This window comes from Streptomyces sp. NPDC001231 (assembly GCF_042896885.1).
Taxonomy (GTDB): Bacteria; Actinomycetota; Actinomycetes; order Streptomycetales; family Streptomycetaceae; genus Streptomyces.
In genome coordinates this window covers 35,194-46,985 of sequence record NZ_JBIAXS010000036.1, presented here as the reverse complement: position 1 = coordinate 46,985, position 11,792 = coordinate 35,194, and the positions used below count along the sequence as shown (strand labels likewise).

Genomic DNA, 11,792 nt, shown 5'->3' with positions numbered 1-11,792 from the left:
GTCAGCGCTGTCCGTCGTGGAAGGGCCACTGGTCGCCGGCTTGCCGCTCGTGCGCCCCGTGCCGCGTGTGGGCGGGACGGTCGTGGCCGGTGTGCGGTGAGCCGCCCATCATGCGCAGCATGGACAGCCCGCCGGTCCGCCAGAACCGCACCAGAAGCAGCGCGGCGAGGAGGAGGAAGGCGATGTTGAGCCAGGTGGTGTAGTTCCATCCGATGCCTTCCGTGGGCAGCCTCGCGTCGGCCTGGTCGGGGATCAGGCCGAGGCCGCCGAAGACGAATTCCACGACGTAACCGGCGACGACCATCGCGAGATAGAAGGTTCCCAGCAGGAAGGCGGCCATCCGGGCGCCGTAGTACTTCCGGTAGATGTTGAGGATCGGCAGGATCAGCAGGTCGGCGAAGATGAACGCCACCACGCCGCCGAAGCTGATCCCTCCCTTCCACAGCACCACCGCCAGCGGCACGTTGCCGATCGAGCACACGAACGAGGCGATCGCCACCAGCGGACCGATGACGGGACCCCACAGCTTGGCGGCGAGCGGGTGGCCGTCGAAGAAGAAGGTGCGCCAGAACGAGTCCGGGACCCAGGCGGCGACGGCACCGGCGATCAGCAGGCCGACCACCAGGTCGCGTAGAATCGCCGCCCATTCCATGACGAAGACGTGACTGACGGCGGTGAAGCCCTCGCGGGAGGCCAGACGCCGGGTGAAGGAGCCTTCGCGCCGCACGGACATGTCCATCGCCGCGTGGCCCTCCATCGACCCGGCCAGGCCCCGTTCCGCCTGTTCGCGGGCCTGGCCCAGCAGCCTCTCGCGCAGGAGCAGCCGGAAGAGGACGGCCAGCAGGACGATCATGACGGGGCCGCCGACGAACTCGGCGGCGGTGAACTGCCAGCCCATCAGCAGCGCGAGGATGACGCCGAGCTCGACGACGAGGTTGGTGGAGGCGATCTCGAAAGCCATCGCCGCGGTGAAGTCGGCGCCCTTGCGGAACAGGGAGCGGGCCAGCGCCACGGCGGCGTAGGAGCAGGACGAGGACGCCACGCCCAGTCCGGCGGCGACGGCGAGGGTGCGGGGACGGTCGTCGCCGAGCAGTGCGACGACGGTGGACTTGCGGACCACGGCCTGGACGACCGCGGACAGGGCGAAGCCCAGGATCAGGGCCCAGGTGATCTCCCAGGTCATGGATCCGGTGATCGACAGTGCGTGCAGTACGGCGTGCATCTGTGCAGCCTTCCCCGCAAGCCCCGCACACGGCCGAGGGACACGCCCGCCGCCGGGGTCAGGACGGCGGGGGCCGGACTACGAAGCCCTCGTCGCCGAAGCGTCAACGGCGGTGAACGCTGACGGCATAGCCGCCGCCGTCGTACGGGTCGGCGTCCCAGGTGGCGAAGCGGTCGACGAAGGTGAGGCCGGCCGCGGCACAGCAGTCGTCGTACTCGGCCAGCGTGATGCCGGGCGGCACGGGCAGGTGGGCTTCGTCCAGGCCGAAGCCGGCGACCAGCAGTCCACCCGGGCGCAGGGCGGCGGTCAGGCGCTCGACCACGGCGGCCTCGGTGCCGGCGGCGAGCAGCGGGAAGATGTTGCCCGCGGCGACCACGAGTTCGAAGTCCGCCGCGATGCCGAGCGGGGCCGGCTCGAACGCGGCCAGATCGGCCTGGAACCAGGGCAGCTCCGGCGCCTGCTTGCGCGCCACCGCCAGCATCGACGCGTCGAGATCCACCCCGACGCAGTCGTACCCCAGCTCCGCGAGCCGGATCATGACCCGTCCGGTACCGCACCCGGCGTCCAGCATCCGCGCCCCGGCAGGTACGAGAGCGGCGCAGAACCGCGCCTCACCGTGCACGTCCTTGCCACTCCGGGCCAGCGCCGCGAACCGCGCGGCGTAGTCCTCACCGGACGTCTCCCCGGTCAGTTCCCTCCAACGGCTCATGGGGCCCACTATAGGTCGACCGTGTGCCACGCCCGCCCGCGCACCCTGGCGCCGCCGAGTGGGCGGCAGCAGCTGCCCCCGGCGGCGGGGCGGCGGCGCCGTGACGGCCTCCCGGGTGTGGGGGGTCGGGTGGCCCGGCCGTGGTGGGGCGTGTCCGGCCGGGCCACCCTGCTTCGAGGAGTGGTGCCGTTCAGGGTGCGGTTCAGGGAAGCCGGTAGTCCCCGTTCAGCGCGGCTCCCGCCTCGGGGTGCGTCTCGTCGTAGCCGCGTGCGTCGCACTGGAGACCGCCGACGATGCAGTGGCCGACCATGGCCGCCAGCGTGGGCTCGTCCCAGGCGTTGAAGAAGTCGTAGTGGAAGGACCAGGCGGCCCCGCTCGACAGCCTCACCCGGGACATGTCGCCGTTCACCGGGAACGCCATCTTGAACTCGATCATCGGCAGCGCGACCGGGTGGTCGGCCGGGCAGATGTTGTCGTTCGTGCCGGGCTTGACCACCGGATAGGCCATGTGGCTGCGGTGGTCGGGGGTGTCGAGATACTTGCCGTCCCAGCAACTCGGCGCCTGGAAGCGGATGTTGAGTTGCACGTCGGGCCTGTTGGGGCAGTTGGCGGGGAAGTCGACGTTGAAGTAGCTGTCGCCGCACTCCCAGCCCTCCACGAAGCCGGGGCTGTTGCGGAACTCCTGGGCGCTCTGCAACGGGTTGCCCACCACGAAGCGCAGTCCCTTGGGAAAGGACCGCACGCTGGTGTAGTCGGTGACGCCCGCCTTGTAGTAGATCGTCTGCGGGCCGACCGGCAGCACCGCCCGGTCGCCGTTGTAGAGGGTCGGCACCCAGTAGCCCGACCGGTCGCCGGGCGCCTTGCAGGTGGTGCCGCCCGCGGCCAGGGACGCGGTGGTGCTGTTCGCGTCGGTCGTGGTGTTGCCCATGAACGTGTGGTCGTGCGACTTGCCCGGCTGCTGCGGATAGACGATGGGGTCGTCGGGCCTGGTGTGGGTGAACGAGCAGTTGGCCTGGAACTCGTGGAAGTAGCGATGGGGCGGGTTCTCGGCGGACGGGGTGACGCCGGTGGCCGGCGGGTTCGCCGGGATGTAGCCGTCACCGTTCGGGTCCTCGGCCGAGAAGGCGGTCGACGCGGCCATGACGTGCCCGGAGTGGCCGGCCGCGAAGGACTCCGCCGCCGCACTGCCGGGCGTGGGCGGCCCGGCGCTGGTGGCGACGCCGGCCACGCCGAGCGAGCTCACCAGCAGCGCTCCGGCGATCAGCGTTCCTGACAGGGCTTTCGATCTCCGTGGCATGGAGACCTCCTGAACTCAGGGGGTGAGAAGTGGGGGGTGAAGAAGGGCGAGCGGGCACCTGCCTGACGGCGTGTCACACACGTCGGCGGTGAGGAAGCGCTCTCCTGCCCTGGGAGTGTTGAGGCCTTGACGCGCAGGTGTCAAGGCATGCCACAGAAGGATCAGCACTGTCCCGCCGGCCTTACTTCCTGAACGCCGCCTCCGCCCTGGTGGGCACGGGTGTCGTCAACGCTTGAAAAGTTTCCCGTGTCCGGGGGCTTGCCCACCCCTCGGTCTCATCAGTTAAATCAAGATGTGAACTAAGCAGCGTGGGCGTGTAGTTGAGCTTGCGCACGCCTTGTACGCCGCCCCGCTCTCCTCGCGAACACTCGTCCATCGCATCCGCAGGGACCCGTATGAGACTCAGATCCTTGGGTGTCGCGCTCGCCGCAACGGCAGCGCTCATCGCCCTTCCCGCCACCCAGTCGCCGGTCGCCGCGGCGGCCGGGACTCCGCTGTCCCAGGGCAGGACCGCCGCGTCGCCGTCCGGCCAGAGCGCCGGCGCCGCGGCCGCCTGCGGCACCGGCAACGCCGCCCTGGGCAGGCCAGCGTCGGCCTCCTCCACCGAGAACGCGGGCACCCCGGCCTCCGCCGCCTTCGACGGAGACCCGGGCACCCGCTGGTCCAGCGCCTTCTCGGACCCGCAGTGGGTGCAGGTCGACCTCGGCTCGGTCCAGAACCTGTGCAAGGTGGACCTGACCTGGGAGACCGCCTACGCCAAGGAGTTCCAGATCCAGGCCTCCGCCAACGGCCAGAGCTGGACCACGCTGAAGAGCGTCACCGGCGCGACCGGCGGCACCGCCTCCTACGACGTCAGCGGCTCGGGCCGCTACCTGCGCGTCTACGGAACGGTCCGCTCGACCGGCTACGGCTACTCGCTCTGGGAGGTCGCCGTCCACACCGATTCGTCCGGCGGCGGCACCCCGCCCGTCCAGGGCGGCGGCGACCTGGGGCCGAACGTCATCGTCGTCGACCCCTCCACCCCCAACCTCCAGCAGAAGTTCGACCAGGTCTTCGCCCAGCAGGAGTCCAACCAGTTCGGCTCCGGCCGTTACCAGTTCCTGCTCAAGCCGGGCACCTACAACGGGATCAACGCCCAGATCGGCTTCTACACCTCCATCTCCGGGCTGGGCCTCAACCCCGACGACACCCGGATCAACGGTGACATCACCGTCGACGCGGGCTGGTTCAACGGCAACGCCACCCAGAACTTCTGGCGTTCGGCGGAGAACCTCGCCATCAACCCGGTGAACGGCACCGACCGCTGGGCCGTCGCCCAGGCGGCGCCGTTCCGCCGCATCCACGTCCAGGGCGGCCTCAACCTCGCCCCGAACGGATACGGCTGGGCCTCCGGCGGGTACATCGCCGACTCGAAGATCGACGGCACCGTCGGCCCGTACTCCCAGCAGCAGTGGTACACCCGCGACAGCTCGGTGGGCGGCTGGACCAACGGCGTGTGGAACATGACGTTCACCGGAGTGCAGGGCGCGCCGGCGACCGACTTCGCGACCGGCTCGTACACCACGCTCGACACCACGCCGATCTCGCGCGAGAAGCCGTTCCTCTACCTCGACGGCAGCACCTACAAGGTCTTCGTACCCGCCAAGCGGACCAACGCCCGCGGTGTGTCCTGGCCGGCCAACGCGGGCACCTCCCTGCCGCTCGACCAGTTCTACGTCGTCAAGCCGGGCGCCACCGCCGCCACCATCAACCAGGCACTGTCCCAGGGCCTCAACCTCCTGTTCACGCCCGGCGTCTACCACCTCGACCGGACCATCGACGTCACCCGCGCGAACACCGTGGTGCTCGGACTGGGCCTTGCCACCCTCGTGCCCGACAACGGCGTCGACGCGATGCACGTCGCCGACGTCGACGGCGTCCGGCTCGCCGGATTCCTGATCGACGCGGGCACCGTCAACTCGGACACCCTCCTGCGGGTCGGCCAGCCCGGCTCCTCCGCCGACCACTCCGCCAACCCGACCACGGTGCAGGACGTGTTCGTCCGCATCGGCGGCGCGGGCCCCGGCCTCGCGACCAACTCGGTCGTCGTCAACAGCAACAACGTCGTCATCGACCACACCTGGCTGTGGCGCGCCGACCACGGCAGCGGCGTCGGCTGGAACACCAACCGGGCCGACTACGGCTTGTGGGTCAACGGCAACGACGTCCTCGCCACGGGCCTGTTCGTCGAGCACTACAACAAGTACGACGTGTACTGGAACGGAGAGCGCGGCCGGACGATCTTCTTCCAGAACGAAAAGGCCTACGACGTCCCGAACGCCGCCGCCATCACCCACGACGGCATCGTCGGCTACGCGGCCTACAAGGTCGCCGACACGGTCAACACGCACGAGGCCTGGGGGCTGGGCAGCTACTGCAACTTCACGGCCGACCCGTCGATCGTCCAGGCACACGGGTTCCAGGTACCGGTCAAGTCCGGCGTCAAGCTGCACGACATCCTGGTGATCTCCCTGGGTGGCCAGGGGCAGTACGCCCACGTCGTCAACAACACGGGCGCGCCCACCTCGGGAACGAGCACGGTGCCGTCCAAGGTGGTCCAGTTCCCCTGACCGGGGACGGATGACCGGTTCGAACCGGCGAAAGCGTGCGGCGAGTCACCCACCGGTGGCTCGCCGCTCGCTTCAGCAGGAACCGGGTTGAATTTCCGGGGAAGTCGGCAAATCCAGGTGCAAGGGTGCCTGGAACGGACATTCTGGTGTCGACCGCCTGTCCCGCCACGCCGATCGCCCCGCGCGGTCCGGGAGTTGCGTATGCCGGAGAACGTGCCACAGCCGCCGGAAACCCCAGACCCCGCCCCGGAGCCGGATCCGCCCGGCGGATCGCCCTCCGCTCCCCCGCGCCGAGTTGCCCGGTGGCGCCGCTATCTCCCTCTGGGCGACGGCAACTTCACCGCCACCGCGATCATCGCGCCGGTGCTGGTCGCGGTCGTCGTCCTGGCCGTCACCAACGGCTTCGGCTGGATCGGCGACCAGTTCAAGGACGACAAGCCGGACCTGTACGTGACCGGCTCCCGGTCCCCGAGGGCCGCCGTCTCCGAACGGCCGACGCCGGCGGACCCCGCCACCCCGTCGGAGGGCTCCCCGGCACCGGCCTCCCCCGCCGCCTCCCCATCGGAACCCGCGTCCCCGTCGCCGTCCCCGGCGGCGGGACGGCCGGCGGACCAGTCCGAGGCCGAGGAGCAGGGCATCAACTCCCTCCGGGACTCCTACACCTGCCCCTGGCAGGCCTACGTGGTGAACAGGCCGTCCGGCGCGTTCACCGGACCGCCCGCACTGGCGGACGGCTCCCCCGACCCCGCCGTCATCGACGACACGGCGGGAGACCCCGGCAACACCCACCTCGTCATCGACGTCCAGCCGCCCGACACCCGGCCGCTGCTCGTCAAGGAGCTACGGATCAAGGTGCTCCGGCGCGCCCCGGCCCCCTCGCCCGACCGGGCCACGCTGGTCGGCCTGGACAGCGGGGGGTGCGGCACCTCTCCGACCAACGTGAAGGCCGCCGCCGACCTCGATGGGAACGCGGACTTCGCGACCGTGCGCTACTCGGAAGGGCCCTCCCTCCCGCAGGAGATCACCGGCGGCCGGACCCTGAGCATCGCCCTGACCGTGTCGACCCGGAGCGCCGACTGCGTCTGGGTGCCGGAGCTCGTCTGGGCCAAGGACGGCGAGGTGAAGACGACCGAGTTCCGCATCGGCGCAGGGACTTCCACACCGTGGCGACCGACGGACTGCCGCGGCTGGCCTGGAAGCAGGACCTGAACACCCGGCAGTGGTCGGTGACCGTCTTCGACGAGTCGATCCCGCGCTGAGCCCGCGCACGTGGCTACGAACCGGCCGTGCCCGCCACGGCGTCCTCGCGGCGGGCCACCACCACACCGACGACCCCGACGACCAGCAGTACGGCGACGGTGCCGAGGGTGAAGGCCTCGAACGAGGCACGCGAGACACCCCAGACGTCGTGGAAGACGTAGTCGATGCCGAAGAGGTGTTCCAGGACTCCGGGGAAGAGCGCCGACCACGACCCGATCAGGATCCAGGCGTAGACGAGCGCCGCGCAGAGCATGAAGCCGCGGCTGCCGAAGGGGACGCTGTAGGGCCGCGGGACGTCCGGCCGACGGATCCGCAACAGGACCAGTGCGGGAATGACGACCAGGTAGGACAGCAGCAGGGTGGTGACCGCGACGGTGAGCACCACCGCGAACACGTCGGCCGCGTCGCCGTTCGCGAGCCGCATGGCGGCGAGCATGAACACCGTGGCCACGGCTCCCGAGAGCAGATTGGTGCGCACCGGCGTACCGAGCCGCGGGTGGAAGGCGCCGAGGGCGCGGGTGAAGAAGCCCCCGTCGGCGGCTGCCATGGCCTGCATGCGGTCGCTGACGATCATCCAGGCGCTGCCCTGGGTGAGCAGAGCGAAGACGAACATGACGGCGGTGAGCTTCAGCAGGGGGCCGGCCGCTCCGCCGTAGACGCCGAAGACGAGGCGGGCGCCCTCCATGAAGCCGCCGATGCCGGTGACCTGCTGCTTGGGTACGACGGCCAGGAGGGCGAGCACCGGCAGCAGATAGCAGGCGGCCGCGACAGTCGCGGAGCGTCCGAGTGCGGCGGGCACGTCGCGCTGGGGGTTGTGCATCTCCTCACCGGCGGCGTTGGGTGCTTCGAAGCCGACGTAGGCGAACAGCAGGATCGGCACCAGGGCGAGGAAGCCGGCGGTCGTCGGGGTGAAGCGGGTGTCGGTCAGGCCCTGGAAGCCGTGCCGCGCACCGTAGAGCACGGCCGTGAGGGTGAACACGGTGAGGGCCAGGACCTTCGCCGCCGCGCCCGCGGTGGTGATCCATTTGCCGCGGCGCAGGGAGACGACGGCCGTGAGAATGGCGATCCAGACGAACAGCAGCTTGAAGGTGTAGTCGGCCACCGTTCCCGAGCCCAGGTGGAAGACGAAGCCGTCCCAGGTCTTCGCGGCGAGGAAGACCAGTGAACCGCCCAGCCAGACGGGGTTGGTGACCCAGTAGAACAGGGTCGTGAGCGCGGCCGCCGGACGGCCCAGGGCGAGCTTGACCCATACGTACGGGCCACCTTCCTGGGGGAACGCGGCGCCGGTCTCGGCGAACAGCAGGGCGTAGGGAACGAGGAAGAGGAGAGCCATGACCGCCGTCCAGGTGGCGGCCTCGCCGCCGCCGGTGGCGATCTGCCCGACGGTGTCGAAGGAGATGACCGCGGCGATGGCCATGGCGGTGATGTCGAAGCGCTTGAGACTGCGTTGCAGGGCGCCGGTCGCCGGCTGGGACGTGCGTGGTCCGGTCGTCGGGAGGTTGGAGGACACGGGCAGTTCCTAGGAGGGAGAGGAGTAACTGCGAGGGGGCGCGTACGGGGCGCCGTGACGGCGTGGGGTCCGTGTCGGGTGCTGCTGGGCGAGGTCCTGTCGTCGAACTCCGGTCGTCCGCCCGGAGGGCGGGCCTCAGGAGTTCGACGACAGGGCCTGGGAGGCCCGGTCGCGGCCGGGCCTCCCCCGAGGGCGTCAGGCGGCGCGGATCTCGCCGGTGGGCTCGGTGCGCTCCAGGACGCCGCGCAGCGCCGAGGCCGCTTCCTTGGCCTCGGCCTCGGTCATGACGAGCGGCGGGGACAGCACCAGGCTGTGTGCGGAGTCGCGCACGATCACGCCGGTCTCTCGGCGGATCACGTCGTGGGGCATCCGGTCCGGGTCGAGGGGCAGGGGCGCGCGGGTGGCGCGGTCCTGGACGAGTTCGACGGCGAGCATCATGCCGACCGAGCGGATTTCGCCGACGATCGGCAACTCCCCCAGCTGGGCCTTGAGTTCGCCGTGGAGGAAGGCGCCAAGACTCGTCGCGCGGGCGAGCAGGCCCTCCTTCTCGATGATGTCGAGGTTGGCGGTGGCGACCGCGGTGGCGACGGGATGCCCGTTGTAGGTGTAGCCCATGGGGAAGCCGTGGTCGCGCAGCAGGACCTCGGCGACGTGGTCGCCGACCAGGAGGGCGCCGAGCGGGACGTAGCCGGAGGTGATGCCCTTGGCGGTGACGATGATGTCCGGGGTGACGCCGAAGTACTGGGCGGCGAACCACTCGCCGACGCGGCCGTAGGCGGTGACCACCTCGTCGAAGATCAGCAGGATGCCGTGCCGGTCGAGGACCTCGCGCACCCGGGGCCAGTAGTCGGCCGGCGGGACGAGCATGCCGCCGACGCCCATGATGGGTTCGCCGATCATCGCGGCGATGTTCCGCGGGCCGATCTCCGCGATGCGTTCCTCCAGTTCGCGGATGAGGAAGTCGGTGACCTGCTCGGGGCTCAGCGGCTGGTCGCCGTAGAGCTCGGAGCGGTACGGCCACGGGGGCGTGAGGTGGGAGACGTGCGGCATCATCGGGGCGAAGCCCTCGTGGTAGACGGGGAAGCCGGTGGCCGAGCCGCCGCCGTAGCCGATGCCGTGGTAGGCCTTGCTGCGCGCCAGGATCCAGGTCCGGCCGCTCTCCCCGCGCCGATGGTGGTAGTAGCGGGCCATCTTGATGGCCGCCTCGTTGCCCTCGGAGCCGCCCGAGGTGAAGTAGACGTGGTTCAGGGGGTCGGGGGCGATGGAGGCGAGGCGTGCGGCGAGTTCGATCGCGCGCTCGTTGGAGAACTCCCAGAAGCTGGTGAAGTACTCCAGCTTCTTCATCTGCTCGTGGGCGACGTCGGCCAGGTCCGTGCGGCCGTGGCCGACCTGGGCGAGCCAGAGTCCGCCGGTGGCGTCGAGGTAGTCACGGCCCTCGGTGTCGGTGAGGCGGCAGCCGGAGCCGGAGGTCATGACGACGCGCTCGGTGGCGGTGCCCGGCAGGTAGGGGTGGATGATGTGCGCTCGGTCCAGCTGGACGAGGTCCGCGGCGTTGCGGGTCATGAGGGATGCGTCCTTTGTTCGGTGCCGGTGGTGGGTGTGGTGGCCGGGAGGCCAGGTGTCGCCGGCGCGGTCAGCCGTAGGCGATCCAGGTCGTCTTCAGGCCGGTGTACTTGTCGAAGGAGTGCAGGGAGAGGTCACGGCCGTGGCCGGACTGCTTGAACCCGCCGAAGGGGGTGAACGGGCTGAGCGCGTCGACGGTGTTGACCGAGACGGTGCCCGCCTGGAGGGCGTCGGCGACGCGGTGGGCCCGGCCGAGGTCCCGGGTCCACACGGACGCGGCCAGTCCGTAGGCGGAGTCGTTGGCGAGGCGGACCGCCTCGTCCTCGTCGTGGAAGGGCAGCACGGTCAGCACGGGGCCGAACAGTTCCTCCCGGACGAGCGGGGCGTCGGGTCCGAGGCCGGTGACGACGGTGGGGTCGAGGTAGGCGCCGTCGCGGTCGGGCCGCGTGCCGCCGCACACGAGCGTGCCGCCCGATGACCGCAGGGCTTCGAGGACGCGTTCCGCCTGGGCCTCGTCGACGAGCGGGCCGAGACGGGTCGCGGGGTCGAGCGGGTCGCCCGGCAGCCAGCCGCGGGCGTGTTCGGCGACCCTGGCCGTGAACTCCTCGGCGACGGAGGCCTCGACCAGCAGACGGGTGTTGGCGGAGCACACCTGGCCCGAGTTGTAGACGAAACCCCAGGCGGCACGTTCCGCGGCGGCCTCCAGGTCGGCGTCGGCGAAGACCACGTTGGGGCTCTTGCCGCCTGCCTCGGGCCACACCTGCTTCATGTTCGACTCGGCCGAGTAGGCGAGGAACCGCCTGGCCACGGCGGTGGAGCCGGTGAAGACCAGGGTGTCCACGTCCGGGTGGAGACCGAGAGCACGCCCGGTCGTCTCCCCCGGGCCGGGCACGACGTTCAGTACGCCGCCGGGAAGGCCGGCCCGCGAGGCGAGTTCGGCCAGCAGCAGTGCCGACAGCGGGGACTGCTCGGCGGGCTTCAATACGACGCTGTTGCCCGCGGCCAGGGCGGGCGCCAGCTTCCAACTCGCGATGTCGAGGGGGAAGTTCCAGGGCACCACCGCGCCCACGACGCCCAGCGGGGCGCGGCGCACCAGGGCGAGGCTGCCGGGCGGGGCCGGGGCGACCTCGTCGTAGAGCTTGTCGACGGCCTCGGCGTACCAGGCGAAGACGCCGGCCGCGCCGGGCACGTCGGTGCCGTGGGACTCCGCGATGGGCTTGCCCATGTCGAGGGTGTCGCAGAGGGCGAGTTCCTCGCTGTTCTCCTCGATGAGGCGGGCGAGGGCGAGCAGGACCCGCTTGCGCTCGGCGGGTGCGGTACGCGACCAGCGGCCGTCCTCGAAGGAGGTGCGGGCCGCGGTCACGGCCCGGTCGACGTCGGCGGCCGAGCCGGCCGCCACTTGGGCGGTGGTCTTGCCGGTCGCGGGGTTCACGGTCGGGACCCACCGGTCGTCGGCGGGGTCGCTCCACGCTCCGTCGATGAACAGGCGCGTGCGTGGCGTGAGGTCGGCGGCGCGCTGCCGCCAGTGGGCGTACGTCTGCATGCTGTGGCCTTCGATTGCGTCGTGGGACGTGGGCGAACCGGTGCCCGTTCGGACCGGGTGTGGCCCGGGCCGTCTCGAT

General features: G+C 70.8%; 8 protein-coding genes. 2 read left to right on the top strand and 6 right to left on the bottom strand.

Going from position 1 to position 11,792, the window contains the following annotated elements:
- Position 1: 1 nt before the first annotated feature.
- The 3 genes from ACFY3J_RS33185 to ACFY3J_RS33175 form a co-directional block, all read right to left on the bottom strand.
- Positions 2-1,222: a permease gene (locus tag ACFY3J_RS33185; RefSeq protein ID WP_384185509.1), complete on the bottom strand. Its 1,221-nt coding sequence runs from the start codon at positions 1,220-1,222 to the stop codon at positions 2-4.
- 103 nt (positions 1,223-1,325) lie between these two features.
- On the bottom strand, positions 1,326-1,931 hold the full coding sequence (locus ACFY3J_RS33180; RefSeq protein WP_384185512.1) for a class I SAM-dependent methyltransferase: 606 nt from the start codon (positions 1,929-1,931) through the stop codon (positions 1,326-1,328).
- Between the two features lie 202 nt (positions 1,932-2,133).
- Complete coding sequence (locus ACFY3J_RS33175) at positions 2,134-3,228, bottom strand: DUF1996 domain-containing protein (protein WP_390842381.1); 1,095 nt, start codon at positions 3,226-3,228, stop codon at positions 2,134-2,136.
- Between the two features lie 395 nt (positions 3,229-3,623).
- Here ACFY3J_RS33175 and ACFY3J_RS33170 point away from each other — a divergent pair, with 395 nt between their 5' ends.
- The gene (locus ACFY3J_RS33170; protein WP_384185518.1) at positions 3,624-5,837 is read left to right on the top strand and encodes a discoidin domain-containing protein; all 2,214 of its coding nucleotides are present in this window, start codon (positions 3,624-3,626) and stop codon (positions 5,835-5,837) included.
- Between the two features lie 201 nt (positions 5,838-6,038).
- Complete coding sequence (locus ACFY3J_RS33165) at positions 6,039-7,046, top strand: hypothetical protein (RefSeq protein WP_390842380.1); 1,008 nt, start codon at positions 6,039-6,041, stop codon at positions 7,044-7,046.
- 64 nt (positions 7,047-7,110) lie between these two features.
- On the opposite strand, the gene ACFY3J_RS33160 is transcribed toward ACFY3J_RS33165, so the two are convergent.
- From ACFY3J_RS33160 to ACFY3J_RS33150, 3 genes are all read right to left on the bottom strand, one after another.
- The gene (locus ACFY3J_RS33160) at positions 7,111-8,607 is read right to left on the bottom strand and encodes an APC family permease (RefSeq protein ID WP_384185523.1); all 1,497 of its coding nucleotides are present in this window, start codon (positions 8,605-8,607) and stop codon (positions 7,111-7,113) included.
- A 195-nt stretch (positions 8,608-8,802) separates the two neighbouring features.
- On the bottom strand, positions 8,803-10,170 hold the full coding sequence (locus tag ACFY3J_RS33155; protein ID WP_384185525.1) for an aspartate aminotransferase family protein: 1,368 nt from the start codon (positions 10,168-10,170) through the stop codon (positions 8,803-8,805).
- 70 nt (positions 10,171-10,240) lie between these two features.
- Positions 10,241-11,713 (bottom strand): aldehyde dehydrogenase, encoded by a 1,473-nt coding sequence (locus ACFY3J_RS33150; RefSeq protein WP_390842379.1) that lies wholly within the window; start codon positions 11,711-11,713, stop codon positions 10,241-10,243.
- Positions 11,714-11,792 lie beyond the last annotated feature (79 nt).

Excerpts from the sequence above, each read along its gene's own strand:
- ACFY3J_RS33185 (WP_384185509.1), bottom strand. The coding sequence starts at position 1,222 with ATGCACGCCGTACTGCACGCACTGTCGATCACCGGATCCATGACCTGG.
- ACFY3J_RS33150 (WP_390842379.1), bottom strand. The coding sequence starts at position 11,713 with ATGCAGACGTACGCCCACTGGCGGCAGCGCGCCGCCGACCTCACGCCA.
- ACFY3J_RS33180 (WP_384185512.1), bottom strand. The coding sequence starts at position 1,931 with ATGAGCCGTTGGAGGGAACTGACCGGGGAGACGTCCGGTGAGGACTAC.
- ACFY3J_RS33155 (WP_384185525.1), bottom strand. The coding sequence starts at position 10,170 with ATGACCCGCAACGCCGCGGACCTCGTCCAGCTGGACCGAGCGCACATC.
- ACFY3J_RS33170 (WP_384185518.1), top strand. The coding sequence starts at position 3,624 with ATGAGACTCAGATCCTTGGGTGTCGCGCTCGCCGCAACGGCAGCGCTC.
- ACFY3J_RS33165 (WP_390842380.1), top strand. The coding sequence starts at position 6,039 with ATGCCGGAGAACGTGCCACAGCCGCCGGAAACCCCAGACCCCGCCCCG.
- ACFY3J_RS33175 (WP_390842381.1), bottom strand. The coding sequence starts at position 3,228 with ATGCCACGGAGATCGAAAGCCCTGTCAGGAACGCTGATCGCCGGAGCG.